The organism is Phenylobacterium sp. (assembly GCF_036563285.1).
GTDB lineage: Bacteria > Pseudomonadota > Alphaproteobacteria > Caulobacterales > Caulobacteraceae > Phenylobacterium.
Genome location: NZ_DATCMR010000011.1, coordinates 831513 through 856674 on the forward strand (window position 1 = coordinate 831513; position 25162 = coordinate 856674).

The 25162-nt window shown below is 69.9% G+C and carries 27 protein-coding genes; 23 read left to right on the forward strand and 4 right to left on the reverse strand.

The window, feature by feature from the left end; genetic code table 11:
* Nucleotides 1-32 precede the first annotated feature (32 nt).
* Nucleotides 33-1805 carry an ATP-binding protein gene (locus VIL76_RS14880; RefSeq protein ID WP_332045814.1) on the reverse strand — a complete coding sequence of 591 codons (1773 nt, stop codon included), beginning with the start codon at nucleotides 1803-1805 and terminating at the stop codon, nucleotides 33-35.
* Nucleotides 1806-1941: 136 nt separating this feature from the next.
* Between VIL76_RS14880 and VIL76_RS14885 the strand changes: the two genes are divergently transcribed.
* The 13 genes from VIL76_RS14885 to VIL76_RS14945 all read left to right on the forward strand — a co-directional run bounded on the left by VIL76_RS14885 (nucleotide 1942) and on the right by VIL76_RS14945 (nucleotide 16564).
* The gene (locus VIL76_RS14885) at nucleotides 1942-2328 is read left to right on the forward strand and encodes a hypothetical protein (RefSeq protein ID WP_332045815.1); all 387 of its coding nucleotides are present in this window, start codon (nucleotides 1942-1944) and stop codon (nucleotides 2326-2328) included.
* Between the two features lie 12 nt (nucleotides 2329-2340).
* A complete protein-coding gene (locus tag VIL76_RS14890) occupies nucleotides 2341-3108 on the forward strand; it encodes a crotonase/enoyl-CoA hydratase family protein (protein WP_332045816.1) in 768 nt (255 codons plus the stop codon).
* Nucleotides 3109-3280: 172 nt separating this feature from the next.
* Complete coding sequence (locus VIL76_RS14895; RefSeq protein ID WP_332045817.1) at nucleotides 3281-4543, forward strand: efflux RND transporter periplasmic adaptor subunit; 1263 nt, start codon at nucleotides 3281-3283, stop codon at nucleotides 4541-4543.
* 25 nt (nucleotides 4544-4568) lie between these two features.
* On the forward strand, nucleotides 4569-5267 hold the full coding sequence (locus VIL76_RS14900) for an ABC transporter ATP-binding protein (protein WP_332045818.1): 699 nt from the start codon (nucleotides 4569-4571) through the stop codon (nucleotides 5265-5267).
* On the forward strand, nucleotides 5264-6394 hold the full coding sequence (locus VIL76_RS14905) for an ABC transporter permease (RefSeq protein WP_332045819.1): 1131 nt from the start codon (nucleotides 5264-5266) through the stop codon (nucleotides 6392-6394). The genes VIL76_RS14900 and VIL76_RS14905 overlap by 4 nt, the downstream gene beginning before the upstream one ends.
* A gap of 9 nt (nucleotides 6395-6403) precedes the next feature.
* Nucleotides 6404-7573, forward strand: coding sequence for an ABC transporter permease (locus tag VIL76_RS14910; RefSeq protein ID WP_332045820.1), 1170 nt, complete (start codon nucleotides 6404-6406; stop codon nucleotides 7571-7573).
* 125 nt (nucleotides 7574-7698) lie between these two features.
* Nucleotides 7699-9417, forward strand: coding sequence for a class I adenylate-forming enzyme family protein (locus tag VIL76_RS14915; RefSeq protein ID WP_332046510.1), 1719 nt, complete (start codon nucleotides 7699-7701; stop codon nucleotides 9415-9417).
* Nucleotides 9414-10016 carry an NAD(P)H-dependent oxidoreductase gene (locus tag VIL76_RS14920; RefSeq protein ID WP_332045821.1) on the forward strand — a complete coding sequence of 201 codons (603 nt, stop codon included), beginning with the start codon at nucleotides 9414-9416 and terminating at the stop codon, nucleotides 10014-10016. The genes VIL76_RS14915 and VIL76_RS14920 overlap by 4 nt, the downstream gene beginning before the upstream one ends.
* Nucleotides 10013-11179: a 3,4-dihydroxy-2-butanone-4-phosphate synthase gene (gene ribB / locus VIL76_RS14925; protein ID WP_332045822.1), complete on the forward strand. Its 1167-nt coding sequence runs from the start codon at nucleotides 10013-10015 to the stop codon at nucleotides 11177-11179. Before VIL76_RS14920 ends, ribB begins: the two co-directional genes overlap by 4 nt.
* Before the next feature lie 36 nt (nucleotides 11180-11215).
* A complete protein-coding gene (locus tag VIL76_RS14930) occupies nucleotides 11216-11962 on the forward strand; it encodes a DUF72 domain-containing protein (RefSeq protein WP_332045823.1) in 747 nt (248 codons plus the stop codon).
* Between the two features lie 150 nt (nucleotides 11963-12112).
* A complete protein-coding gene (locus VIL76_RS14935; RefSeq protein ID WP_332045824.1) occupies nucleotides 12113-13888 on the forward strand; it encodes a M10 family metallopeptidase C-terminal domain-containing protein in 1776 nt (591 codons plus the stop codon).
* An 82-nt stretch (nucleotides 13889-13970) separates the two neighbouring features.
* Complete coding sequence (locus VIL76_RS14940) at nucleotides 13971-15770, forward strand: M10 family metallopeptidase C-terminal domain-containing protein (RefSeq protein ID WP_332045825.1); 1800 nt, start codon at nucleotides 13971-13973, stop codon at nucleotides 15768-15770.
* A 113-nt stretch (nucleotides 15771-15883) separates the two neighbouring features.
* Nucleotides 15884-16564, forward strand: coding sequence for a DUF1013 domain-containing protein (locus tag VIL76_RS14945; protein WP_332045826.1), 681 nt, complete (start codon nucleotides 15884-15886; stop codon nucleotides 16562-16564).
* 106 nt (nucleotides 16565-16670) lie between these two features.
* On the opposite strand, the gene VIL76_RS14950 is transcribed toward VIL76_RS14945, so the two are convergent.
* Nucleotides 16671-16844 carry a YdcH family protein gene (locus tag VIL76_RS14950; protein ID WP_332045827.1) on the reverse strand — a complete coding sequence of 58 codons (174 nt, stop codon included), beginning with the start codon at nucleotides 16842-16844 and terminating at the stop codon, nucleotides 16671-16673.
* Between the two features lie 129 nt (nucleotides 16845-16973).
* On the opposite strand from VIL76_RS14950, the gene VIL76_RS14955 reads away from it, so the two are divergent.
* From VIL76_RS14955 to VIL76_RS14965, 3 genes are read left to right on the forward strand one after another with little or no spacing between them, the layout of a single operon-like run.
* Complete coding sequence (locus VIL76_RS14955) at nucleotides 16974-17573, forward strand: UbiX family flavin prenyltransferase (RefSeq protein WP_332045828.1); 600 nt, start codon at nucleotides 16974-16976, stop codon at nucleotides 17571-17573.
* On the forward strand, nucleotides 17573-18019 hold the full coding sequence (locus VIL76_RS14960; RefSeq protein ID WP_332045829.1) for a TIGR02444 family protein: 447 nt from the start codon (nucleotides 17573-17575) through the stop codon (nucleotides 18017-18019). Before VIL76_RS14955 ends, VIL76_RS14960 begins: the two co-directional genes overlap by 1 nt.
* A 12-nt stretch (nucleotides 18020-18031) precedes the next feature.
* Nucleotides 18032-18247 (forward strand): YdcH family protein, encoded by a 216-nt coding sequence (locus VIL76_RS14965; protein WP_332045830.1) that lies wholly within the window; start codon nucleotides 18032-18034, stop codon nucleotides 18245-18247.
* Here VIL76_RS14965 and VIL76_RS14970 read toward each other — a convergent pair.
* Complete coding sequence (locus VIL76_RS14970) at nucleotides 18244-18960, reverse strand: GGDEF domain-containing protein (protein WP_332045831.1); 717 nt, start codon at nucleotides 18958-18960, stop codon at nucleotides 18244-18246. The two genes, VIL76_RS14965 and VIL76_RS14970, sit on opposite strands and share 4 nt — an antisense overlap.
* A gap of 123 nt (nucleotides 18961-19083) precedes the next feature.
* Here VIL76_RS14970 and purE point away from each other — a divergent pair, with 123 nt between their 5' ends.
* From purE to VIL76_RS14995, 5 genes are all read left to right on the forward strand, one after another.
* Entirely contained in the window at nucleotides 19084-19590 is a 507-nt protein-coding gene (gene purE, locus VIL76_RS14975; RefSeq protein ID WP_332045832.1) for a 5-(carboxyamino)imidazole ribonucleotide mutase, read from the forward strand.
* A complete protein-coding gene (locus VIL76_RS14980; RefSeq protein ID WP_332045833.1) occupies nucleotides 19591-20670 on the forward strand; it encodes a 5-(carboxyamino)imidazole ribonucleotide synthase in 1080 nt (359 codons plus the stop codon).
* Nucleotides 20667-21248 (forward strand): class I SAM-dependent methyltransferase, encoded by a 582-nt coding sequence (locus VIL76_RS14985; RefSeq protein WP_332045834.1) that lies wholly within the window; start codon nucleotides 20667-20669, stop codon nucleotides 21246-21248. The genes VIL76_RS14980 and VIL76_RS14985 overlap by 4 nt, the downstream gene beginning before the upstream one ends.
* Before the next feature lie 112 nt (nucleotides 21249-21360).
* Nucleotides 21361-21699: a hypothetical protein gene (locus VIL76_RS14990; RefSeq protein ID WP_332045835.1), complete on the forward strand. Its 339-nt coding sequence runs from the start codon at nucleotides 21361-21363 to the stop codon at nucleotides 21697-21699.
* Nucleotides 21696-21893 (forward strand): helix-turn-helix transcriptional regulator, encoded by a 198-nt coding sequence (locus tag VIL76_RS14995; protein WP_332045836.1) that lies wholly within the window; start codon nucleotides 21696-21698, stop codon nucleotides 21891-21893. The genes VIL76_RS14990 and VIL76_RS14995 overlap by 4 nt, the downstream gene beginning before the upstream one ends.
* A gap of 28 nt (nucleotides 21894-21921) precedes the next feature.
* Here VIL76_RS14995 and VIL76_RS15000 read toward each other — a convergent pair whose 3' ends face one another.
* Nucleotides 21922-22605, reverse strand: coding sequence for a COQ9 family protein (locus tag VIL76_RS15000; protein WP_332045837.1), 684 nt, complete (start codon nucleotides 22603-22605; stop codon nucleotides 21922-21924).
* Between the two features lie 178 nt (nucleotides 22606-22783).
* On the opposite strand from VIL76_RS15000, the gene rpsU reads away from it, so the two are divergent.
* A complete protein-coding gene (gene rpsU, locus VIL76_RS15005; protein ID WP_111275467.1) occupies nucleotides 22784-23017 on the forward strand; it encodes a 30S ribosomal protein S21 in 234 nt (77 codons plus the stop codon).
* Nucleotides 23018-23216: 199 nt separating this feature from the next.
* Nucleotides 23217-25127: an ATP-dependent zinc metalloprotease FtsH gene (gene ftsH / locus VIL76_RS15010; RefSeq protein WP_332045838.1), complete on the forward strand. Its 1911-nt coding sequence runs from the start codon at nucleotides 23217-23219 to the stop codon at nucleotides 25125-25127.
* Nucleotides 25128-25162: the final 35 nt, after the last annotated feature.

Sequence of the window (25162 nt, forward strand, 5' to 3'; positions counted from 1 at the left end):
CCCCGAGGAAGTGCGCCGCCATTTGCCTCCGGCTACCTACCGCGCGCAAGCGCGGCCTTCGCCTCCTCGCGCGCCGGCCGCTTGCGTGCGCTCCGTGCGGCAGCCAGGGCGATCGCCGCCAGCAGACGGTCGCGCTCCACGGGCTTGGTGACCACCGCGTCCATGCCGGCCGCCGTGTAGGCCTCGCGGTGGTGGGCCATGGCGTTGGCGCTCACCGCCAGCACCGGCGTGCGGGGCAGGCCGCGCGCCTGCTCCTCGGCGCGCAGGGCGCGGGTGGCCTCGAGGCCATCCATCACCGGCATCTGCACGTCCATAAGCACCACGTCCCAGTCGCCGCGCCGCCACGCCTCCAGCGCCTCCTGGCCGTTGGCGGCGATCTCCACCTCGACGTTCGCCCCCTGCAGCAGCCCGCCCAGCACCAGCTGGTTGGTCGGATTGTCCTCGGCCGCGAGCACGCGCAGGGTGCGTTTCGGCATCGGCGCCGCCGGCGCTTTCGGGGCGGCCCCGGCGGCGTGCTTGCGGGCGCGCTCCAGGGGCAGCCGCACGATGAAGGTGGAGCCCGCGCCGAGCGTGCTTTCCACCCGGATCGAGCCGCCCATGAGCTCGGTCAGCTGCCGGCAGATCGCCAGGCCCAGGCCGGTGCCGCCGTGGCGCCGGGTGGTCGAGGAATCCGCCTGCACGAACTTCTGGAACACCTTGTCTAGGGCTTCCGGAGGGATGCCAGGACCTGTGTCGGCCACCTCGATCACCAGCGCGCCCGCATCGACTCCGACGCCGATCCGCACCGAGCCGGCGGCCGTGAACTTCACCGCGTTGCTGACCAGGTTGTAGAGGATCTGGCGCACGCGGACCGGGTCGCCGCGCCAGGCGCCACGGGCGGCCGCGGCGACGTCGACCATCACATAGATATCCTTCTCCGCCGACAGCGCGCCGAACGAGGCGCCGGCGTCGCGGGCGATCTCCTCGATGTCGACGACGCCGTCTTCCAGGTCGATGCGGCCGGCCTCGATCTTCGCCAGGTCCAGCAGGTCGTTGAGCAGGTCCAGCAAGGCCAGCCCTGAGCGATTGATGATCTCGAGCCGCTCCTTCTGCCGCGGAGACAGCTTCTCGCGGCCCATGGCGTGCGCCATGCCGAGCACCCCGTTGAGGGGCGTTCGGATCTCGTGGCTCATGTTGGCCAGGAATTCCGTCTTCGCCTGGTTGGCGGCCTCGGCGCGGGCGGTCGTCTCCTCTAGGGCCCGGCTGGCGTCAACCAGGCGCAGGTGCTCGCGATAGGCGGCGATCGCCGAGGTGAGCGCGAAGCCCACCAACAGGACGGCCGCGGCCTGGATGCTGCCGTAGCCGCTGATGCTCGACGCTAGGGTGATCGGCAGGAGCACGATCGCCATCGACGAGGGCCCGGCGGCGCCCGCCAGCAGGACCGGGCTGCGGTGGCAGGCGCGCACTGTGTAGGCCAGGGTGCCGGCCAGCAGGGCGAGCGCCACGAGCCGCCCGGCCTCCGTGCCCGTGCTCCAGATGGCGACGCAGAGGCACGCCCAGCCGCTGCCGGCGAGCGTGGGCACGACGGCGCTGAACCAGCGGCGGGTGTTGGCCCCGCGATAGTTGCGCCTGGGTGAGGTGGTCCAAAGCAGCGTCAGCTCGCCGAGCACGGCGAAGGCGCACGGGAAGGCGGCCAGTCGGGCGCCGAGCGGCAGGGCGCAGAGCAGCATGGCCGCGGCATAGATCGCCAGCCTCTGGCCCACCTTGCGGCGGGTATCGAGCGCCGTCTGGTCGAACGCGGCGTCGAACATGCTGTGCGCGTTCAAGGACAGCCGGCTCCGTCTCCAAAGCAGCCATTCAAGCTGAGCGGTCGGAAGAAACGGTTAAGCTCGTTTGCCGGCTGGCTTGCCTTCCGCGGCGTCGCCAGCGCCAGCATCACATCTTGAACGGGAGCCGAGGCGAATGGACTGGCGTGACTGGGCGCTCGTCGCGGCGGGCGTGATCGGATGCGCCGTGGCGGTGGCCCACGGCCTCATCCTCCAGCGCATCATGGTGCGACCGCTGCACGCCATGTTGGACAGCGCAGGCCGGATGCGCGCCGCCCGTCGGCTGCTCGCGCCCATGCTGCACTTCACCACGGTTTTCTGGTTCGCAGGGGGCCTGGCGCTGATCGCCGCCGCCGCCAGCGCCGACCGCGGCGCGAGGCTCGCCACCGCCGTCCTGGTTGGCGGCGCCTATCTGTTCGGAGCGGTCGGCAACTTCTGGGCTTCGCAGGGGCGTCATCCCGGCTGGGTGCTCTACGCCGCCGCAGTCGTGCTAATCGCGGCGGCGCTAGCGGGCCCGGTTTAGAAGGAGGCGTCCATGCACACGGTCGGCTACGAACGGCAGGGCCGGACGGCCATCGTCACGATCCAGCGGCCGGAGCGCCGCAACGCCGTGGACGGGGAGACGGCGCGGCAGCTCTACGACGCCTTCAAGGCCTTCGACGACGACGAGGGACTGGACGTGGCGGTCCTGACCGGTGTGGGCGGATATTTCTGCGCTGGCGCGGACCTGAAGGCGATCTCCGAAGGCAAGGGGAACCCCGTGAAGGCCGCGGGCGACTTCGGCCCCATGGGCTGCACGCGGCTGCAACTCGGAAAGCCGGTGATCGCCGCGGTGGAGGGCCACGCGGTGGCGGGCGGGCTGGAAGTGGCCTGCTGGGCGGACCTCCGCGTTGCAGCCGAAGGCGCGGTGTTCGGCGTCTTCTGCCGAAGGTTCGGGGTTCCGCTCATCGACCTGGGCACCGTGCGCCTGCCGCGCCTGATCGGCCATTCGCGCGCGATGGACCTGATCCTCACCGGCCGGCCGGTGGAAGCCGAGGAGGCGCTTCAGATCGGGCTGGCCAACCGGCTTGTCCCCAAGGGACAGGCGCTGGAGGCGGCCCTGGTGCTCGCCGAGCAGATCTCCGCGTTCCCGCAGCTGTGCCTGCGCAACGATCGGGCCTCGGCCCTGGCGCAGTGGTCGCTGGACTGGGGCGAGGCGCAGGCCTTCGAGGTCGAGGTTGGGATGCAGACCCTGCGCGCCGGCTCGGCGGTGGAGGGGGCTTCGCGCTTCGTCTCGGGACAGGGTCGCGGGGGCCGCTTCTAGCTGCGCGATGACACCGCAGGACACATTGGCGCCACCTATGGTTTAAGCTTGACCTAGCGGCGGTCGGTGAACGTCACCATATCACGGCTGCCGACGAGGGGTGGGGAATGTTCGGGGGCGATCCGGTCGAGGCGCGACGCTGCGCGTCGCTTCTGCCTGCAGGAGGTCGCGCGTGAACCGCTCGACCCTGCTCAGCCAGCTGCAGATCGACCGCGAGCCCGACCGGCGCGGCGACCCCGACCGGCCGTTTCCGTGGTGGATCGTGGGGGTCGCGGCCGGCGTCCTTCTAATCGCTGCCCTTGTCTGGTTCCTGGTGGCGCGGCCAGATCGCCCGGCAGTCCGCGTGGCGACCGCCGAGGCCGCCAGCCAGGGGACTTCGACCCGCGGCGGCTCGCTCCTGGACGCCTCCGGCTATGTGGTCGCCCGCCGGGCCGCCACGGTGTCCTCGAAGGTCACCGGCAAGGTCTCCGAGGTGCTTATCGAGGAAGGCCAGCAGGTGGCCGCCGGGCAGGTCATGGCCCGGCTCGACGACAGCAACATCCGTGCGAGCGTCGCCCAGTCCGAGGCCCAGGTGGCCGCCGCCGACGCCAATCTGAGGGTCGCCCAGGTGGCCGTGACCCAGGCCGCGTCGCGCGCCAACCGCGCCCAGCAGCTGCACGCCCAGGGCTTCGTCAGCGAACAGTCGCTGGAGGACGCCCGCAACACCTTGGAGAGCGCCCGCTCGAACCTCGAGCTGGTCCGGCGGCAGGCGGCCGTCGCCCGGGCGGGCCTGCAAGTCGCACGCCGCAGCCTGGAGGATACCGTCGTGCGTGCGCCGTTCTCCGGCGTGATCACCGTCAAGGCCGCGCAGCCGGGGGAGATGGTCTCGCCGGTCTCCGCCGGCGGCGGCTTCACCCGTACGGGTATCGGCACCCTCGTCGACATGAGCTCGCTCGAGGTGGAGGTCGACGTCGCCGAGAGCTTCATCAACCGGGTGCGGCAGGGCATGTCCGCCGTGGTGCGGCTGAACGCCTATCCGGACTGGGAAATCCCCGCCTCCGTCATCGCCGTGATCCCCACCGCCGACCGCTCCAAGGCGACGGTGGCGGTGCGGCTGAAGCTCAATGTGCAGGACCCCCGGATCGTGCCGGAGATGGGTGCGCGCGTGGCCTTCCTCGCCCCGGCCGCGCAGCAGGCGGTGGGAACGCGCGCCCGCACCGTGATCGTACCGGGCGAGGCCGTGCAGGCCGAGGGCGCGGACAAGGGCGTGGTCTTCGTGCTGGCTGACGGGAAGCTGGAGCGGCGCGCCGTGCGCCTTGGCCCGGCCGAGCCCAAGGGGCAGGTGGTGCAGGCCGGCATCTCGCCCGGCGAGACGGTGGTCGTGGGCGACCTGAACAAGCTGAAGGACGGCGCGCGGGTGCGGATCAACCGCAAGCCCGCCGAGGACGAGGAATAGCCCGCAGGCGCGGGGGGAGGCGACGATGGCTGAGCCGCTGGTTTCGATCCGCAACGTGATCAAGCGCTATCGGCGCGGCAAGCAGGCCGTCGAGGTCCTGCACGACCTCTCGCTGGACATCCAGCCGGGCGAGTTCCTGGCGATGATGGGGCCGTCGGGGTCGGGCAAGACCACCCTGCTCAACCTGATCGGCGGGCTCGACCGCCCGACCCAGGGCGAGGTGGTGGTGGGCGGAGAGCGGATCGACCGGCTGTCCTCGGGACAGTTGGCCAAGTGGCGCTCGCGGCACGTGGGCTTCGTCTTCCAGTTCTACAACCTGATGCCGACGCTCTCGGCGGAGGCCAACGTCGAGCTGCCGCTGCTGCTGACCAGGCTGAACGGCAAGCAGCGCAAGGCCAATGTCGCGGCGGCCCTTGAACTCGTGGGCCTCACCGACCGGCGCAAGCACAAGCCGAACGAGCTGTCCGGCGGCCAGCAGCAGCGGGTGGCGATCGCCCGCGCCATCGTAGCCGACCCGACGCTGCTGGTCTGCGACGAGCCGACCGGCGACCTGGACCGCGAGAATGCCGAGGAGGTGCTGGGCCTGCTGCAGCAGCTCAACCGCGAGCAGGGCAAGACCATCATCATGGTCACCCACGATCCGAAGGCCGCCGACCACGCCAGCCGCATTGTCCACCTGGACAAGGGCGCGCTCGCCGCCGAAGCGGTGGGGGCGGCGGCATGAAGTTCCTGCACCTCGTCTGGGCGGGGATCTGGCGCAAGAAGGGCCGGGCGATCCTGACCCTGCTCTCCATCGTCAACGCCTTCCTGATCTTCGGCCTGCTCCAGGGCTTGAAGACCGGCATCGACAACGTGGCCCAGGGCACGGAGGCCAACGTGCTGATGGTGTTCTCGCGGGTGAGCCAGATCGAAGGGCTGCCGATGGGCCACGGATCGCAGATCCGCACCGTCGGCGGCGTCGAGGCGGTGACCCCGATGCTGATCTTCACCAGCACCTACCGGACGCCAACGCAGTTCGTCCCGGCCATCGCGGTCAACGTCGACGAGTACGTGGCCGTCTACCCGGAGTCCAAGCCAACCGAGGCGCAGCTCGTCGCCATGCGCCAGACGCGCAACGGGGCGATCGTCGGCGCCAACATGGCCCGCAACTACGGCTGGAAGGTCGGCGACACCGTGCCCCTGCGCTCGATGTTCTGGATGAACCTGGACACCGGCTCCACCTGGCCCGTGAAGATCGTCGGCATCCTGCCGAAGGGCGGGCCGGGGATGATGGTCAACTACGAGTATGTGGACGAGGGCCGCACCCAGCAGAAGGGCACCACCAGCTTCTTCCTGCTGAAGACCAAGGACGCCAAGCAGGCGGGCGCCATCGCCAGCCGCGTCGACGCCCTGTTCGCCAACTCGCCGTACGAGACCCGCACCATCACCCCGCGGCAGATGGCGCAGAGCCAGCTGAAGCAGATCGGCGACATCGGCCTGGTCATCAACGCCATCGTGGGCGCGATCTTCTTCGCCCTGCTGTTCTCGGTGGGCGCGGTGATGGCCCAGCAGATGCGCGAGCGGATCCCTGAGCTGGCGGTGCTGAAGACGCTGGGCTTCACCGACGGCGGGGTCCTGGCGCTCGTCGTCGCCGAGACCCTGATCTTCTGCGTGTTCTCCGCGGGGATCGGGCTGGGCATCGCCGAGCTGCTGTTCCCGCTGATCCGCGAGGCCATCGGTTTCAGGGCCGCGGCCGGACCGATCCTGTTCGCGGGGTTCGGCTTCGCCGTGGCCCTGGCCCTCATCGCCGGCCTGCCGCCGGCCATCCGCGCCATGCGGCTGCAGATCGTCGACGCCCTCGCCGGCCGATAGGAGGTGCCCATGACCCTGTTCCGCCAGATCTACGCCGCCACCCTGATGAACCTGAAGGGCGTGCCCCAGCGGCTGGGCGCCTCCCTGGTCACGGTCGTAGGCGTCGCGACGACGGTTGCGGTGATGATCTCGCTGCTCGCCATCGGCGCTGGGCTGATGCAGACGGGCGGCCGCAACGTGAAGCCGGAGAACGTCATCGTCCTGCCGGCCGGGGCGCAGTCGGAGTTCACCGGCTCCTTCACCCGCGAGGCGGTGGGGATCATCGCCCAGGCCCCGGGCGTGAAGAAATTCCCCGACGGCGAGCCGATGGCCCAGCCGGCCGCGATGGTGATCGTCGAGGTCGAGCAGAAGAGCGACGGGACCACCACCAACATCCCGATCCGCGGGATGACGCTGCGCGGCATCTCCATGGACCGGACGCTGAAGCTCACCGAGGGGCGCATGTTCCGCCCCGCGGTGCACGAGCTGATCGTCGGCAAGCATCCGCGCCGGCGGTTCAAGAACCTCGACGTCGGCGACCGCGTCTCGCTGCGCGGCTCGGAGTGGACGGTGGTGGGCGCCTACGACGCCAACGGCGGCATGGCCGACAACGCCCTGCTGGCGGATGCCGACACCGTGATGGCGGCCTTCGAGCGCACCGGTTACCAGAGCGTCGACGTGGTGCTGGAGAGCCCCGACGCCTTCAGCCGCTTCAAGGACGGGTTGACCGCCGACCCGCGCCTGGACGTGGAGCCCAAGCGGCTGAAGACCTACGTCAACGAGCAGATGAAGCAGCTGACCACGGTGCTGAATTTCGTGGGCTATTTCGTGGGCGGGGTGATGGCCATCGGCGCCGTCATCGGGGCGCTCAACACCATGTATTCGGCGGTCGACGCGCGAGTGCGGGAGATCGCCACCCTTCGCGCCCTGGGCTTCAGCGGCGCGGCGGTGGTGGTCTCGGTGCTGGCCGAGTCCCTGGCGCTGGCGCTGCCCGGCGCGTTGCTGGGCGCGGCCCTGGCCTGGCTGCTGTTCAACGGCCGGGACATCTCGACCGTGGGGCTGACCTTCCCGCTGGCGGTCACGCCGGGCCTGGTCTGGGCCGGGATCGTGCTGTCGCTGGTGATCGGCCTGATCGGCGGCTTCGCGCCCTCGATCCGCGCCGCCCGCCTGCCCGTGGCGACGGCGCTGCGGGCCGTCTGACCCGCCGGCGATTGCGCCTGTCGAACGGCTGTTTGATAGTGCCGCCGAGCCCGAGGCCGTTTTCGCGCGCCACGAAACCGGGATGACACTTGGAGTGAGTTGAAGTGCCCGACACCTGGCCCGTCATGTCCATCGCGGATGCGCATGCGCGCCTGACCGCCCCGGGCTCCCGCCTCGAGATCGAGGAGAAGGTGATCCGCGGAATCCCGACCAAGGTCTGGAAGAACGCCCCGCCGACCCTGCGCGACGTGTTCCTCAACGCGCGGGCCTTCGACCGCGAGTTCCTGGTCTACGAGGACGACCGCGCCACCTACGAGGCCTTCGCGCGCGCCACCCTGGCCCTAGCCCAACAGCTAGAGGCCGACGGGGTCCGAAAGGGCGACCGGGTGGCGGTGATCATGCGCAACCTGCCCGAATGGCCGGTCGCCTTCTTCGCCGGGATCCTGGTGGGCGCCATCGTGACACCGCTGAACGCCTGGTGGACCGGCCCCGAGCTGCAGTACGGCCTGGCCGACTCCGGCGCGAAGGTCGCCATCGTCGACGACGAGCGGCTGGACCGCATCGCCGAGCACCTGGACGGTTTGCCGGACCTGCGGCGCGTCTATGTCTCGCGCCTGAAGGACGAGCCTGCCGACCCGCGCGTCGGGCGGCTGGAGGACGTCATCGGCGCCGTGAACCGCTGGGGCGAGCTTCCGGACCAGCCCCTCCCGGACGTCCCGCTGGACCCCGAGGACGACGCCACCATCCTCTACACCTCGGGCACCACCGGAAAGCCCAAGGGCGCGCTCGGCACCCACCGCAACATGACCTCGAACATCGGCGCCGGCGGCATCTCGGCGGCGCGCAACTTCCTGCGGGCTGGCGAGCCCCTGCCGGAGAGCGACCCCCACAAGCTGCCGCAGCGGGTCACTTTGCTGGTGGTGCCGCTGTTCCACGCCACCGGCCTCTCGGCCACGCTTGGCCCGACCATGAACGCCGGCGGGAAGATCGTGCTGATGCGCCGCTGGGAGACCGTGCAGGCCATGCAGCTGATCGAGCGGGAGAAGGTCAACGCCACCGGCGGCGTGCCGACCATCGCCTGGCAGCTGATCGAGCACCCGGACCGGCCGAAGTACGACCTCTCCAGCCTGCAGGCGGTGACCTACGGCGGCGCGCCCTCGGCGCCGGAGCTGGTGCGCAAGATCAAGGAGGTCTTCCCGGCCTCCCAGCCCGGCAACGGCTGGGGGATGACGGAGACCACCGCCACCTTCACCTCCCACCTCGGCCGCGACTACGAGAACCGGCCGGACAGCGCCGGCCCCGCGGCGCCGGTCGGCGAGATGCAGATCCGCGACCCGGCCGACGGCGTGACGGTGCTGCCGCCGGGCGCCGTGGGCGAGCTGTGGTGCAAGGGCCCGCAGGTGGTGAAGGGCTACTGGAACAAGCCGGAGGCCACTGCGGAGACCTTCGTGGACGGCTGGCTGCGCACCGGCGACCTGGCGCGCATCGACGAGGAAGGCTTCCTGTTCATCATCGACCGGGCCAAGGACATGCTGATCCGCGGCGGCGAGAACATCTACTGCGTGGAAGTCGAGAACGTGCTCTACGACCACCCGGACGTGATGGACGCGGCGCTGGTGGGCATTCCGCACAAGACCCTGGGCGAGGAGCCCGCCGCGGTGGTGCACCTGAAGCCTGGCGGGACCGCCACCGAGCAGGAGCTCCGGGCCTTCGTGCGCGAGCGGCTGGCGGGCTTCAAGGTGCCGGTGAGGGTCTGCTTCTGGCCCGAGACCCTGCCCCGCAACGCCAACGGCAAGATCATGAAGACCGAACTGAAGAAGGTGTTCGAGAAGGAAGAGGCTTGAGCCGCGCCCCCCTCATCCTCGGTCTCGGCGGCGCGAACCGGGCGGGTTCCTCGACGGAGAAGGCGCTGGCTTGCGCCCTGCGGACGGCCGAAGCGCGCGGCGCGGAGACCCGGCTGGTTGGCGGCGAGGCGCTGGCCGGCCTGCCCCTGTTCGACCCGCGGGTCGGCGGCGAGGTCAGCGAGGCGCAGCAGGCCTTCGCCGATGCGGTGCGCGGCGCCGACGGCGTCATCGTGGCGAGCCCCGGCTACCACGGCTCGCTGTCAGGGCTGGTGAAGAACGCCCTCGACACCCTGGAGCTGACCCGCGGCGACGCCGAGCCCTACTTCCAGGGCAAGCCGGTGGGGATCATCGTCACCGCCGACGGCTGGCAGGCGGCGGGGACCACTTTGATGGCGGTGCGCGCGATCATACATGCCATGCGGGGCTGGCCCACGCCGTTCGGGGCTGCCCTCAACGCGACGACCGACCTCTTCGACGAGGCGGGCGGGTGCCGGGACGCCAAGGATGCCTGGCAACTGTCCACCGTCGCCGAGCAGGTGATGGACTTCGCGATCATGCGGGCCCAATCCCGCGCGAACGCGTCGAAGGCAGCGACATGAAGCGCCCCTACCTCGTCCCGCCCCCTGGAAGGCATGATCGGGGCGGACGCCCGCCGGAGGACGACAGCGTGACCTCCGCCATCAGCCCCATTGAGGACATCATCGAGGACGCCCGCAACGGGCGGCCCTACATCCTGGTGGACGCCGAGGACCGGGAGAACGAGGGCGACGTCATCATTCCCGCCCAGTTCGCTACGCCCGAGCAGATCAACTTCATGGCCAAGCACGCCCGCGGCCTGATCTGCCTCTCCATCACCGCCGAGCGCGCGCGCCAGCTGCGCCTGCCCCCCATGGCGGTGGAGAACGCCTCCGGCCACGGCACCGCCTTCACGGTCTCGATCGAGGCGCGCGAGGGCGTCACCACCGGCATCTCCGCCCACGACCGGGCCCACACCATCGCCGTGGCCGTGGACCCGACCAAGGGCGTCGACGACATCGTCTCGCCGGGCCACGTCTTCCCGCTGGTGGCCAGGGACGGCGGCGTGCTGGTCCGCGCCGGCCACACGGAGGCCGCGGTGGATATCTCCCGCCTGGCGGGCCTGAACGCCGCGGGTGTGATCTGCGAGATCATGAAGGACGACGGGTCAATGGCGCGGCTGCCGGACCTGGTCGCTTTCGCCCAGCTCCACGGCCTGAAGATCGGCACGATCGCCGACCTGATCGCCTACCGCCGCCGCACCGAGCGGCAGGTGGAGCGGGTGCTGGAGACGCCCTTCGACAGCGCCTACGGCGGCCGATTCCGGATGGTCATCTACCGCAACGTGCTGGACCAGACCGAGCACGTGGTGCTGACCAAGGGCAAGATCAGCGCCGACAAGCCGACCCTGGTGCGCATGCACCGCGTAGACATGGCCGCCGACATGCTGGGCCACGTGGAGGCGCGGCGGGACTATGTGCCCAAGGCCCTGCAGGCGATCAGCGCCTACGAGGGCGCCGGCGTGGCGGTGTTCATCCGCGACTCCAATCCGCACTGGCTCTCCGAGCGCTACGGCAAGCCGGACCAGCCGCAGACGGCGAACGTGCTGCGCGACTACGGCGTCGGCGCCCAGATCCTGCTGGACCTGGGAGTGCGCGACATCCACCTGCTGACGTCGTCCAGGACGGTGCTGCCGGCGTCCGCCGGCTACGGCCTGCGTATCCTGGACCGGGTGCCGCTGGACTGATCGCAACCGGCGGCCCTGCGGAGGGGTTTCCGCCGCATGAGCGCGCTACGCATCGGCTGCTCGGGCTGGGTCTACAAGGACTGGACGGGGCCCTTCTATCCGCCGGGGACCAAGGACAAGGACCGGCTGGAGTACTACGCGACCCGTTTCGACACCGCCGAGATCAACGCCAGCTTCTACCGCCTGCCCTCGGAGAAGATGGTGGAGGGCTGGGCGACGCGGGCGCCGGAAGGCTTCCTGTTCGCCTGGAAGGTCAGTCGGTTCATCACCCACAACAAGAAGCTCAACGACTGCGGGGACTCCGTCGCGCTGGTGTTCGGCCGCATGGCGCCGCTGGCGGACCACTACGGCCCGGCGCTGATCCAGCTGCCGCCGCAGCTCAGGCGCAATGACGATCGCCTGGCCGGCTTTCTGAAGCTCTTGCCGAAGGGCCGCCGCCACACCGTCGAGTTCCGGCACCCCTCCTGGTACGACGCGGCGGTGTTCCGCATCCTGGCGGACTTCGACGCCTCGCTGTGCATCTCCGACCACCACAGCGCGCCTTCGCCGTGGGAGATCACGGCTTCGTGGGTCTATGTGCGGGGCCACGGTCCAGGCGGCCGCTACTTCGGCCGGTACTCGGAAGACGAGCTGGCGGTCTGGGCGCAGAACATCGCCCGCTGGCGGGCCGAGGGCCGCGACGTTTACGCCTATTTCGACAACGATATCAAAAGTGCGGCCCCGTTCGACGCCGAGGCCCTGAAGGCGTTGACCGGCGCCGTCCCGTACGCCCAGGCGGCGTAGCGCCAAGCTTCCTCCTGTCGCAGCGGGGTTCAATCCAAGACTCCCCACATGGGCGGGTGCGCGATTGCGCCGCAAGCTCGGGTGGTTGCCGGGCATTAGCCATTCCCTTTAAGCGAACGGAGGGGATGGGTTGCTTAGGGTGCCCGTCCGATGACCTCCGCTTACACTGAAGCTTACTCCGACCTTGCGGTCCGAACCTACGACGACACCTCGGGCGCGCACCCCGGCGGCTGTGGCTGCCCGGTCTGCTCGGGCCAGGTGCAGGTGGTCGAGGACCCCAGCGTCTACCCGGAGCCGCAGGCCTATCTGAACGCCGACCAGCGCGAGGGCGCGTTCATCTCCGGCAAGACCAGCTTCACCGTCGAGCGCGCGGCCCTGCAACTCACCGGCTACAACCAGACCGCCACCGGCATGACGCCGCAGCCGGGCTGGGGCGGCGCGGCCGGCCGCGCGTTCACGGTGTCCTACGGCTTCCGGGCCGATGCGCCGGGCGCCATGCCTGACGACACCGCAGGCTTCGAGCGCTTCAACATGGCCCAGATCAATCAGGCGGAGCTGGCGCTCCGGGCCTGGGCGGACGTGGCCAACATCACCTTCGTGCGCGTAGGCTCCGGCAACGCGGGTGAGACCGCCTACACCAACAACGCGGCGATCCTGTTCGGCAACTACACCTCGGGCGCGGAAGGCGCCTCGGCATTCGCCTACTATCCCGGCTCTACCACCGCCTCGTCGCGGGCCGGCGACATCTGGGTGAACACCTCGCTGGGCTACAACGCCAGCCCGACGAGCGGGAACTACGGCGGCCAGACCCTGGTGCACGAGATCGGCCACGCCATCGGCCTGGCGCACCCGGGGACCTATAACGCTGACGCCGACACGACCTTCACCTGGGCCAACGACGCCGAGTATTACGAGGACAGCCGCCAGTACACGGTGATGAGCTACTTCAGCGAGCGCAACACCGGCGCGAACTACGGCGGCGCCTATTCGGCGGTGCCGCTGCTGGACGACGTCTACGCCGCCCAGCTGGAGTACGGCATCAACTGGACGACGCGCACGGGCGCGACCACCTACGGCTTCAACTCCAATGCCGAGCGGCCGTGGTTCGGGGCGACCTCCAGCGCCTCGAAGCTGATCTTCGCGGTGTGGGACGCCGGCGGGACCGACACCTTCGATTTCTCCGGCTTCTTCCAGAGCCAGGTCATCGACCTGCGCGAAGGCGCCTTCTCCAATGTCGGCGGGCTCGTGGGCAACGTGGCCGTGGCCATGAAGACGGTGATCGAGAACGCCATCGGCGGGACCGGCGCCGACAGCATCGTCGGCAACGCGGCGAACAACTCGATCTTCGGCGGCCAGGGCGGCGACTCCATCGTCGGCGGCGAAGGCTCGAACTTCCTGCGCGGCGACGACGGGGCCGACACCCTGGTGGGCGGCAGCCAGTTCGACGACCTGCACGGCAACAAGGGAAACGACACCCTGCGCGGCGGCGGCGAAGGGGACTGGGTGGTCGGCGGCCAGGACAACGACCTGCTATTCGGCGAGGACGGCGGCGACGTGGTCCTGGGTAATATCGGCTCCGACACCCTCGACGGCGGCTCCGGCAACGACGTGGTGCGCGGCGGCCAACAGGACGACGTGGTCCGCGGCGGCGACGGCGCGGACTGGGTCTCAGGCGACCTGGGCTTCGACACCCTCACCGGCGGCGCGGGGGCGGACATCTTCCACTTCTTCAACGCTGCCGGAAGCGACCGGGTCACCGACTTCAACGCCGCGGAAGGCGACCGGGTGAACCTGCTCGCCGGCACCACCTACACGGTGGCGCAGGCAGGCCTCGACGTGGTGGTCACCACCGGCGCCGGCGCCCAGCTGACCCTGGAGGGCGTGCAGCTCTCGAGCCTCACCGGCGGCTGGATCTTCGTGGGCTGAGGCGACGGCGGGCGCAATTGCGGACCGCCCGGCGATCCCCTAAGAGTCTGAAGGGGTTGGGTAAGGTAGAGTTCCGTCGGTCATGTCCGCTGAAAGCCTCGCGCCCGCCTTCGAGACCGGGCTCGCCTACACGCACCTCTCTGCGGATGGCGGAGCGAGCGGCCGTTGCCCCTGTCCGGTATGCCGCGGACAGGTGCTGGTGGTGGACGCTCCGGCCGACGCAGGGGGCGGGGCCCAGGGCTTCCTGAACGCCGACCAGCGCAACGGCCCCAGCCCCAACGACAAGCCCAGCTACACCGTCGAGCGCGCCGCGCTGCAGATGACCGGCTACTACCAGGTGGAGACGGAGAACGGCCTCGAGCTGCGTCCGGCGCCCGGCTGGGGAGGGTTGGCAGGCCAGGCCTACACGGTGACCTACGGCTTCCGGGCCAGCGCGCCCGCGCAGATGCCGAAGGACGACGACGGCGAGGCCGGCGGCTTCACGCGCTTCAACGAGCAGCAGATCCGCCAGGCCGAGCTCGCCCTGCAGGCCTGGGCGGACGTGGCGCGGATCACCTTCGTCCGCGTGGGCTCGGGCACGAGCGGGGAGGGCGCCTACACCGACAACGCCTCGATCCTGATGGCGGGCTACACGAGCGGGTTCAAGGGCGCCTCGGCCTTCGCCAACTTCCCCGGCAATCCCGCCGTCTCCGACAACGACGGCGACCTGTGGGTGAACGTCTCCATCAGCACCAACGCGTTCCCGGTGACGGGCTCCGTCGGCCAGCAGGTGCTGCTTCACGAGATCGGCCACACCATCGGCCTGGCCCACCCGGGCGACTACGACGCCAGCGACGACGGGCCGGTCACCTACGCCGGCAGCGCCGAGTACTACGAGGACAGCCGCCAGTACACGGTGATGAGCTACTTCAACGAGGGCAACACCGGCGCGAACTTCCGCGGCTCCTACCCCGCCGCCCCCATGCTCGACGACATCGCCGCCGCCCAGGTGGAGTACGGCGCGAACATGACCACGCGCACCGGCGACACCACCTACGGCTTCAACTCAAATGCCGGACGGCCGTGGTTCGAGGCGACCTCGGCCGCCTCGCGCATGGTGTTCGCCGTCTGGGACGCCGGCGGGAACGACACCTTCGACTTCTCCGGCTACACCGCCTCGCAGGTCGTCGACCTGCGCGAGGGCTTCTTCTCAAATGTGGGCACCCTGGTCGGCAACGTCGCCGTCGCCATGGGGACCGTGATCGAGAACGCCATCACCGGCATCGGCTCCGACACCCTCAACGGCAACGCGGTTGCCAACCGGCTGCTGTCGGGCGCCGGCAACGACACCCTGTCGGGCTTCGCGGGCCAGGACCTCCTGCGCGGGGAGGACGGCGACGACGTGATCTACGGCGGCGCCGACTTCGACGACATCCACGGCAACAAGGGCAATGACACGGCGTACGGCGGGGCAGGCGACGACTGGGTCGTGGGCGGCCAGAACGACGACCTGCTGTTCGGCGAGGACGGCGACGACCTGGCGCTCGGCAACCTCGGCGCCGACACCATCGACGGCGGCCTGGGCGCGGACGTCCTGCGCGGGGGCCAGCAGGACGACGTGGTGCGCGGCGGGGCCGGGGCCGACTTCATCTCCGGCGACCGGGGCGACGACACCCTGACCGGGGGGGCGGGGGCGGACATCTTCCACATCTTCGACGGGGCGGCCGTCGACCGGGTGACCGACTTCAGCGTCGCCGAGGGCGATCGCGTGCAGCTCCTGCCCGGCGCGACGTGGGGGGTGCAGCAGGAGGGCGCGGACACGGTAGTGCTCACCGGCGACGGCCGTCTGGTGCTGGTGGGCGTGCAGATGTCGAGCCTCCCGCCCGGGTGGATCATCACCTAGGCCGCAGGTGCAGGCGACGGATTCTCGTTCCCTTGGGCCGTGATCCGGCCTATATGACGACCCTCACCGCCCGGCCGAAAGGCCGGGCGCCTTCATTTCCGGACGACCGTAAAATGACCGACATCCTGATGCCGAAGGCGACCGCCGTCTGGCTGGTGGACAACACCTCCCTGACCTTCGACCAGATCGCCGACTTCTGCGGGCTGCACCCGCTCGAGGTGAAGGGCATCGCCGACGGCGAGGTGGCGCGCGACATCCGCGGCGCCGATCCGATCGCCAACGGCCAGCTCTCCCGCGACGAGCTCGACAAGGCCGAGAAGAACGACAAGTACCGCATGGTCGCCCAGAAGAGCCGCCACGCCGAGCTGCTGAAGCCGGTGAAGAAGGCCCCGCGTTACACGCCCGTGTCGCGCCGCCAGGACCGCCCCGACGCCATCGCCTGGTTCCTGCGCAACCACCCGGAAGTGCCGGACAGCCAGGTGGCGCGCCTGCTGGGCACCACCAAGGCCACCATCGACCAGGTGCGCAACCGCACCCACTGGAACTCCGCCAACATCAAGCCGGTGGACCCGGTGACGCTGGGCCTCTCCACCCAGTTGGAGCTGGACGCGGTGGTGCGCAAGGCGGCCGACAAGAAGGCCAAGGAAGACGCCCGCAAGGGCATCGTCGAACCGGAAGGCCCGACCCTGCGGCCGGCGTCCGAGACCGGCGCCCTCGATGCGGACGCCGACGAGGACCTGCACGACGACGCCGCCCCGGCCTATGAGGACGAGGCGGAACACGCCGACGACTAGTCATTGAAAACCCGCTCACCCCCGCGAAGGCGGGGGCCCAAGCGGCGTTCGGGCCTGTAGACGGCTCTGCATGGGTCCCCGCCTTCGCGGGGATGAGCGGCTCTAGCTAGTGGACGTTGCCGCGCAGGGCTTCCAGCTGTTCCTTCAGCTTGAGCTTCTGCCGCTTGAGTTCCTTCAGCTTGATGTCGTCGTGGCCAGGGTGTCGCAGTTCTTCTTGAATGGCTTGTTCAAGGGACTGGTGACGGGATCCGAGCTCCCGGATCCGGGCATCTAGCGCCATGACGAGATGTCTCCTCGCTGTTTGGACGTCGGGAAGTGAACACCCGCTGCGTCCCGCTGTCAGATCACATATGTTTGCGGAGGCGGTGCTGAAGCGGCGCCGCATTTCCGGGCGTTGGGGACCTTCTGGATGAGCAGATCCGAGCGGCCGAGACTGGTGGTGGGCCTCTCGGGCGCGTCCGGGATCGTCTATGGGCTCCGGGTGCTGGACGCCTGCCGCGAGCTCGGCGTGGAAACCCATCTGGTGGTCTCCAAGGGCGCGGCGCTGACGCTGTCCCAGGAGACCGGCCTTTCGGTAGCCGACGTCCAGTCGAAGGCGAGCTTCAGCCACAAGGCGTCCGACATCGGCGCCTCCATCGCCTCGGGCTCCTTCCCCACCCTCGGCATGATCGTGGCGCCCTGCTCGGTGCGGACCATGAGCGAGATCGCCACCGGGGTGACCGCCTCCCTGCTGACGCGGGCCGCGGACGTGACGCTGAAGGAGCGCCGGCCGCTGGTGCTGATGGTCCGCGAGACGCCGCTGCACCTGGGCCACCTGCGCACCATGGTGAAGCTGTCCGAAATGGGCGCGGTGATCGCCCCGCCGCTGCCCGCCTTCTACGCCAGGCCGGCCTCCATCGAGCAGATGGTGGACCAGTCTGTGGGCCGCGCGCTGGACCTGTTCGGTCTCTCCTGGAAAGGCGTGAAGCGCTGGGGCGAGGACCTGGGCCCTATCAAGGAAGAGGCGTAGTGGCGATCTGGGAGTGGGCGCTGGACGCCTATGGCCAGCCGGGCGTCCCCGAGGCCTGCCTGAGGCTGCAGGACGAGCACGGGCAGAACGTCTCCTACCTGCTGTGGGCCGTCTGGGCCGAGGCGCGCGATCCCGCCCTGCTGGCCCGCGCCGCCGAGACGGCGCGGGTGTGGGAGACGGTGGCGCTCGCCCCCCTGCGGGCCGCTCGCCGGGAGTTGAAGGCGCCCCGTCCGCCGGTCGCCGACGGCGCCCGCGCGGCCCTGCGCGAAGACGTGAAGGCCGCCGAGCTGCGCGCCGAGCGGGTGCTGATGGAGACCCTGGCCGGCCTGGCCGGCGCCGCCTCCGGTGGAGGGCACGCCTTCGACGCCCTGAAGGCCGCTTCCCTGGCTTGGGGAAAGCCCGCCCCGGACGAAGCTCTGGCTGCGCTCGCCGCGGCGCTGGGTTAGGATCGGCCCCGCATGAACGACCAGGAATTCCCCTCGGAAGAGGTCCTGCAGGCCCGGCTCACGGAGCTGCGCCAGGACCACGCCGACTTCGACGCCGCCATCCAGGCCCTCGCGCTCTCGCCGCTTCCCGACATGATGCTGATTGCGCGCCTGAAGCGAAAGAAGCTCGCCCTCAAGGACGAGATCGCCCGCCTCGAGGACATGCTGACGCCCGACATTATCGCCTAGGGGGCGCGCCGCGCCCGCTTCCGCGCGTACATGGCCTGATCGGCGGCGGCGACGATCTCTTCCGGCTCCAGGTCCTGGGTGATCTCGCAGACGCCGTAGGTGACGTGCAGGGGCGCGGACCAGTCGCCGAACTGCAGCGGGTCGCGCTCGATCGCCTTCGCCAGGGTCTCGGCTTTGGCCTCCGCCACCTGGGCGTTGGCCTGCACGAGGATGACGGCGAACTCGTCGCCGCCCATCCGGCCGACCACATCGCTTTCCCGGACGCTGGCCGCCAGCCGCTCGGCCACCGTCTTCAGCGCGGTATCGCCCGCGGCGTGGCCGAAGCGGTCGTTGACGCTCTTCAGGTCGTCCAGGTCGAAATAGACCAGGCTGGCGCTCGCCCCATAACGTAGGGCGAAGGTGCGGATGCGCCCCAGCTCGCGGACCATCGCGCGACGGTTCAGCAGCGGGACCAGGGCGTCGCGGTCCGCCATCCCCTCCGCCTCGGCGAGCTTGGCTTTCAGCCGGCCGACCTCGGTTCGCAGGTCGTCGATCTCGGAGAGCAGGGTGGTGATCGCGCCCTGCACGGCCGGCGTCAGGTCGGCCGGCCCCAGGCCCAGGAAGGCCGCGGTGTCGCCGGTCTTCTGCGGTCCGCGCGCCTGGGCGCCGGCCTTTTCGAGGTCGCGCCTGCGCATGGCCTGGAAGGCTTCCGTGCGCGCTCCGGTGATCTTCACGTCGAGAATCACGCTCCGCCAAAGGGTTAACGCAGAACCTACTCGCGCTTGGTTGCGGGCGCCAAGCGGGCGCCTATACTCCGCCGCCTTCCGGGGCAGGGCCCCGCCGGGGATGACCTGCACATGAGCGCCCCAAAGAGCGCACAGTCCGCGCCCGTCGCCATCATCATGGGCAGCCGCTCCGACTGGCCCGTGATGCGCGCCGCCGCCGAGAGCCTGGAGGCCCTGGGCGTGGCCTACGAGGCCAAGGTCGTCTCCGCCCACCGCACGCCGGAGCGGATGTTCGACTTCGCCAGGTCCGCCAAGGCCCGCGGCGTGAAGGTGATCATCGCCGGCGCCGGGGGCGCCGCCCACCTGCCGGGCATGACCGCCTCCATGACCGAGCTTCCCGTCCTCGGCGTGCCGGTGGAGAGCAAGGCGCTGAAGGGCATGGATTCCCTGCTGTCCATCGCCCAGATGCCCGCCGGCATTCCGGTCGGCACGCTGGCGATCGGCGAGGCGGGCGCCCGCAACGCCGGCCTGCTGGCGGCGCAGATCCTGGCGCTGTCCGATCCGGCCTTGGCCGAACGTGTCGCCGAACACCGCCGCAAGCAGACCGCCAGCGTCGCCGAGACGGTCGAGGACGCCTGAGTGGCCGCCCTGCCGCTCGCCCCGGGCTCGACGGTCGGAATCCTCGGCGGCGGCCAGCTCGGCCGGATGCTGGCGCTGGCCGCCGCCAGGCTTGGCTTCGACGTCGCTGTGCTGGAGCGCCAGGCCGACAGCCCAGCCGGACGCGTGGCCATGAAGCTGATCGTCGGCGCCTACGAGGACGAGGCGGCGCTCGAGGAGCTGGCGCAGCTTACCGACGTCGTCACCTACGAGTTCGAGAACGTGCCGGCGAAGTCGGTGGAGTGGCTCGTGACCCGCGGCGTGGAGGTCGCGCCGGGCCCCAAGGCGCTGGCCGTCGCTCAGGACCGGGTGGCCGAGAAGACCTTCCTCAACGCCAACGGCGCCCCCACCGTGGCCTTCGCGGAGGCCGACACGCCCGAGGCAGCCGTCGCCGCGGTCGCGCAGATCGGCGCGCCAGCGCTGATGAAGACCCGCCGCGAGGGCTACGACGGCAAGGGCCAGCGGTGGGTGGAGCATGCGGCGGACGCCGCACGCGTCTTCGCCGAGCTCGGCTCCGTCCCGGTGATCGTCGAGGCCCGGGCCGACTTCGTCCGCGAGCTTTCGATCATCGCCGCCCGCGGCCGTGACGGCGGGACAGCCGTCTATCCGCTCGCCGAGAACCACCACGAGAAGGGAATCCTGCGCCGCTCCATCGCGCCGGCGAAAGCGCCCAAGGCGCTGCAGGACCGCGCCGAGCGGATCTCGGCGCGCGTGCTGAGCGGCCTCGAATACGTCGGCGTGATCGGCATCGAGCTCTTCGAGCTGAGGGACGGGACCCTGCTGGTCAACGAGATCGCGCCGCGGGTCCACAACACCGGCCACTGGACCATGGACGGCTGTGAGGTCGACCAGTTCGAGCAGCACATCCGCGCCGTCGCCGGCTGGTCGCTGGGGCCGACCCACCCCACGCACCAGGTGGAGATGCTGAACCTGCTGGGCGAGGAGGCGCTCGCCTGGCGCCGCTTCGCCGCTGAGCCGGAGACCCGCGTCCACCTCTACGGCAAGCGCGAAGCCAAGCCCGGCCGCAAGATGGGCCACATCAACCGGGTCAAGCCGCTGTGAGCATCGGCTTCTACGACGAGAACGCCGAGGACTTCTTCGCCCGCACCAAGGACCTGCCGCCCCTTCCCCAGCTCGCCCGTTTCACTGCGCTCCTGCCGCCCGGCGGCCGGGTGCTGGACGCGGGCTGCGGCTCCGGCCGCGACGCACGGTTGTTCCGGCAGATGGGCTTCCAAGTTACCGCCACGGAGGCGGCGCCGAGGCTAGCGGCCCTGGCCAGTGGCCACGCCGGCGTCCAAGTGCTGGTGAAGCGCTTCGACGAGATGGCTTGGCGCGAAGCCTTCGATGGTGTTTGGGCGTGCGCTTCCCTTCTGCACATCGGCCGGCGAGAGCTCGTCGACGCCGTAGGTCGGCTGCGCGACGCCCTGGTCCCCGGCGGCGCGCTCTTCATGTCCTTCAAGTATGGGTCCGGAGAGCGCGAAGCGGACGACCGCCGCTTCACCGATCTCGACGAAGCCGGCGCCGCAGCCCTGCTGGCGAAGGTCGGCGGGCTCGCGCTGCTGGAGTCGGAAGTGACGGGCGACATCAGACCCGACAAGGCTCAGGAGCGTTGGCTGAGCCTCCTGGCAAAGCGAGCATGATGTAAGGTTGACCTGACATCGGCCGCATGTAAGGTGTGCCTTACATGAAGGAGCGCTCGATGTTCAATGACGACCCGCCCACCGACGCTATTTCTTCCGAACCGCCGGGTTCATGAGCGGCTACGTGAGCATCAACCTCGCCGCCATGGCCGGGGCCTTCGACGATATCCAGCAACCCGGCGCCTGGGCCCTCGCGCTGGCGGTCGCCGCCCCGGTGGCCGGCCAGATCTGGGCGACCCTGGCCCTGATCCGCGATAGCGACGAGTTCGTCCGCTCGCTCACCGCCAAGCGGTTCATCATCGGCTCCGGCGTCGCAATGGCCCTGTTCTGCGCCTGGGGCTTCGGGGAGAGCTACGCGGACGCGCCGCATGTGCCCGGCTGGATGATCTACCCGCTGTTCTGGCTGGCGTTCGGGGTGATCTCCCCGTTCGTGCGGACGACTCGGCCATGAAGAACCGGCTGCGCGAGCTGCGCACAGCCCGCGGCTGGACCCAGGAGGAGCTCGGCAAGCGGTTGGGCGTCTCCCGCCAGGCGGTGATCGCCCTCGAGAGCGACAAGCACGACCCCTCGTTGGACCTCGCCTACCGCATCGCCGCCCTGTTCGAGGAGGCGGTGGAAGCGGTGTTCGAGAACCCGCATCGGTAAGCTGTCCCTCCCCATCAAGGGAGGGAAATCAGGGTGCGTCGCCCACGTCCGCAGCAGGCCCCGCCTTGCCGTAGCGGGCTTTGCCGAGAGCCTGGGCGATGCCGGCGACCCAGCGCTCCGGCCGGAAGCTGGTGGTGGCCTTCCACTTCTCGAAGTCCATGACGTGCTGGATCTGGCGGTCGACGAAGGCCATGGCGTCGGCGCGGTTGTTGGCGATCCGCATGGCCAGCGCTCCGGTGAGGATGCCGCCCAGGATGGCTCGCTTGGTGTAGTGGTTCTCGTCCGTGGCGGTGTCGCCGGCCCAGCGCCAGAGCACGTCGGCGCTTTCCCAGGCGAGCTTGCCGCCCAGGTGCAGGTTCTGCGGCAGCGCCAGCCAGCCGGCCCAGCGGCGGGTGGCGGGCTCGTCGGCGGCGGCGACGTCGATCCGGGCTTCCACTGCGCGGCGGATGCGCTCGCGGATCTTCAGGGCGGCGGGGTCGACGTCCTTCAGCAGCACCATTGCGCGCTGGTCGTGGCGGCGCGACAGCAGGGCGGCCAGGTCCGCCGGGCCGCGGGGGATCAGCAGCTCGGTCTCGCCGTCGGAAAAGCCCAGGGCGCGGCCGGCCTGCCTGGCCATCCGCCAGGTCCAGCCCTCGCGCGGCGCGATCCTCAGCGCCTGCTCCAGGAGCTGCTGCTCGGCCTCGCTCGCCCAGTCCGCCTTGGTGTCGCTCATGGTAACCATCCTAGCGGCCTGGAATTGCGGCGTCTCGGCGTGGACAGCCGGGGTGGCTTCTGGTATCTCGCCGCGCTCAAACCCGAAGGCTCTCGCCTCCGGGCCCGTTCATATTGTTCGCTCGCCGCCACCCGAGGGTGGACGCTGGGCGGTGAAGCGATCCGCAGGAGAGAGACCCCTGGTTCAGATTTTCGTCCGCGACAACAACGTCGACCAAGCCCTCAAGGCGCTCAAGAAGAAGATGCAGCGCGAGGGCTCGTTCCGCGAAATGAAGCGGCACGTGCACTACGAAAAGCCTTCCGAGAAGCGCGCCCGCCAGAAGGCGGAAGCCGTCCGCCGGGCCCGCAAGCTGGCCCGCAAGCGCGCCCAGCGCGAAGGCCTGATCGCCGCGCCGAAGAAGCCGAGCCGCTAAGGCCGCTTGGGCCCAGGGGCCTAAAAGAAGTCGGGTTCGATCCCTATCTAGTGAGGGCCGCGCCACCGGGCGCGGCCCTTTGCATTTACGGTCAAGGCGAGGCCTTACGCCGCGCGGTGGCCGGGTTGCTGGTGGAACGTCGGTCGCTTCTCTAGATTAGAGCAGTAGCCGGAAGCCTCTTTCGAACGGTCCTGACCTGATGAACCTGCGCAATTTCGTCATCTGGGGCGTCATCATCGTCGTCCTGATCGGCCTTTATTCGATGATGACGGGCGGCGGCCGGACGGCCGGCGCGGCCGAGATCCCCTATTCGCAGCTCCTGACCAAGGTAAGCTCCGGCGAGGTGAAGCAGGCGGTGCTCCGCGGCTCCGTCGTCGAGATCAAGGACAACGGCAACAAGACCTACACGGCCATCACCCCGCAGAACAACGAGGAGCTGGTCAAGCGCCTCGAGGCGCAGGGCGCCGAGATCCTGGTCAAGCCAGCGGGCGGGTTCACCCTCGTGGGCTTCCTGATCCAGAGCCTGCCGATCCTGCTGCTGATCGGGGTGTGGATCTTCTTCATGCGCCAGATGCAGGGCGGCGCCCGCGGCGCCATGGGCTTCGGCAAGTCCAAGGCCCGGCTGCTCACCGAGAACAAGAACCGCGTCACTTTCGAGGACGTGGCCGGGGTCGACGAGGCCAAGGAGGAGCTCTCCGAGATCGTCGACTTCCTGAAGGACCCGCAGAAGTTCCAGCGCCTGGGCGGCAAGATCCCCAAGGGCGCCCTGCTGATCGGCCCTCCGGGCACCGGCAAGACGCTGATCGCCCGCGCCGTCGCGGGTGAGGCGGGCGTGCCCTTCTTCACCATCTCCGGCTCCGACTTCGTGGAGATGTTCGTGGGCGTCGGCGCGAGCCGCGTGCGCGACATGTTCGAGCAGGCCAAGAAGAACGCCCCCTGCATCATCTTCATCGACGAAATCGACGCCGTCGGCCGCCACCGCGGCGCCGGCCTGGGCGGCGGCAACGACGAGCGCGAGCAGACCCTCAACCAGCTGCTGGTCGAGATGGACGGCTTCGAGGCGAACGAAGGCATCATCCTGATCGCCGCCACCAACCGGCCCGACGTGCTGGACCCGGCGCTGCTGCGCCCGGGCCGCTTCGACCGCCAGGTCGTGGTGCCGAACCCCGACATCAACGGACGCGAGCGCATCCTGCGCGTGCACATGAAGAACGTGCCGCTGGCCGCCGACGTGGACGTGAAGGTGATCTCGCGCGGCACGCCCGGCTTCTCCGGCGCCGACCTGGCCAACCTGGTCAATGAGGCCGCTCTGATGGCGGCGCGCAAGAACCGCCGCATGGTCACCATGGCCGACTTCGAGGACGCCAAGGACAAGGTCATGATGGGCGCCGAGCGCCGCTCCATGGTCATGACCGACGACGAGAAGAAGCTCACCGCCTACCACGAGGGCGGCCACGCCCTGGTGGCGCTGAACGTCCCGGCCACCGACCCGGTGCACAAGGCCACCATCATCCCGCGTGGCCGCGCACTGGGCATGGTGATGCAGCTGCCGGAGCGGGACCGCTTCTCGATGTCCTTCGAGCAGATGACCTCGCGCCTGGCGATCCTGTTCGGCGGCCGCGTCGCCGAGGAGATGATCTTTGGCAAGGACAAGGTCACCTCCGGGGCCTCGTCGGACATCTCCCAGGCCACCAAGCTGGCCAGGGCGATGGTCACCAAGTGGGGCTTCTCCGACAAGCTGGGCGCGGTCGAGTACGGGGAGAACCAGGAGGAGGTGTTCCTGGGCCACTCCGTGGCGCGCAACCAGAACGTCTCCGAGGAGACCGCCAAGATCATCGACCAGGAGGTCAAGAAGTTGGTCAAGGCCGGCGAGGAAGAGGCCCGGCGGATCCTGACCGAGAAGCTCGAGGACCTGCACACCCTGGCCAAGGCCCTGCTCGAATTCGAGACCCTGAGCGGCGACGAGATAATCAATGTGCTGAAGGGCGTGCCGCCGCACCGCGACGAGCCCGAGGCCAAGCGCCCGGCCGGCCCGTCGGTGGCGGTGCCGATCTCGCCTCGCCCCGACGCCGAGCCCCAGCCGGCCATGCGGCGGGCGAAGGAAGATTAGCCGGACGCCACGTTGGAGGGATCAGGGGCCGCGCC

Bases quoted from the DNA above. Each gene is read 5' to 3' on its own strand.
- VIL76_RS14885 (WP_332045815.1), top strand. From the start codon at position 1,942: ATGGACTGGCGTGACTGGGCGCTCGTCGCGGCGGGCGTGATCGGATGC.
- VIL76_RS14890 (WP_332045816.1), top strand. From the start codon at position 2,341: ATGCACACGGTCGGCTACGAACGGCAGGGCCGGACGGCCATCGTCACG.
- VIL76_RS14900 (WP_332045818.1), top strand. From the start codon at position 4,569: ATGGCTGAGCCGCTGGTTTCGATCCGCAACGTGATCAAGCGCTATCGG.
- VIL76_RS14905 (WP_332045819.1), top strand. From the start codon at position 5,264: ATGAAGTTCCTGCACCTCGTCTGGGCGGGGATCTGGCGCAAGAAGGGC.
- VIL76_RS14910 (WP_332045820.1), top strand. From the start codon at position 6,404: ATGACCCTGTTCCGCCAGATCTACGCCGCCACCCTGATGAACCTGAAG.
- VIL76_RS14915 (WP_332046510.1), top strand. From the start codon at position 7,699: ATGTCCATCGCGGATGCGCATGCGCGCCTGACCGCCCCGGGCTCCCGC.
- ribB (WP_332045822.1), top strand. From the start codon at position 10,013: ATGAAGCGCCCCTACCTCGTCCCGCCCCCTGGAAGGCATGATCGGGGC.
- VIL76_RS14930 (WP_332045823.1), top strand. From the start codon at position 11,216: ATGAGCGCGCTACGCATCGGCTGCTCGGGCTGGGTCTACAAGGACTGG.
- VIL76_RS14935 (WP_332045824.1), top strand. From the start codon at position 12,113: ATGACCTCCGCTTACACTGAAGCTTACTCCGACCTTGCGGTCCGAACC.
- VIL76_RS14940 (WP_332045825.1), top strand. From the start codon at position 13,971: ATGTCCGCTGAAAGCCTCGCGCCCGCCTTCGAGACCGGGCTCGCCTAC.
- VIL76_RS14945 (WP_332045826.1), top strand. From the start codon at position 15,884: ATGACCGACATCCTGATGCCGAAGGCGACCGCCGTCTGGCTGGTGGAC.
- VIL76_RS14950 (WP_332045827.1), bottom strand. From the start codon at position 16,844: ATGGCGCTAGATGCCCGGATCCGGGAGCTCGGATCCCGTCACCAGTCC.
- VIL76_RS14955 (WP_332045828.1), top strand. From the start codon at position 16,974: ATGAGCAGATCCGAGCGGCCGAGACTGGTGGTGGGCCTCTCGGGCGCG.
- VIL76_RS14965 (WP_332045830.1), top strand. From the start codon at position 18,032: ATGAACGACCAGGAATTCCCCTCGGAAGAGGTCCTGCAGGCCCGGCTC.
- purE (WP_332045832.1), top strand. From the start codon at position 19,084: ATGAGCGCCCCAAAGAGCGCACAGTCCGCGCCCGTCGCCATCATCATG.
- VIL76_RS14990 (WP_332045835.1), top strand. From the start codon at position 21,361: ATGAGCGGCTACGTGAGCATCAACCTCGCCGCCATGGCCGGGGCCTTC.
- VIL76_RS14995 (WP_332045836.1), top strand. From the start codon at position 21,696: ATGAAGAACCGGCTGCGCGAGCTGCGCACAGCCCGCGGCTGGACCCAG.
- VIL76_RS15000 (WP_332045837.1), bottom strand. From the start codon at position 22,605: ATGAGCGACACCAAGGCGGACTGGGCGAGCGAGGCCGAGCAGCAGCTC.
- ftsH (WP_332045838.1), top strand. From the start codon at position 23,217: ATGAACCTGCGCAATTTCGTCATCTGGGGCGTCATCATCGTCGTCCTG.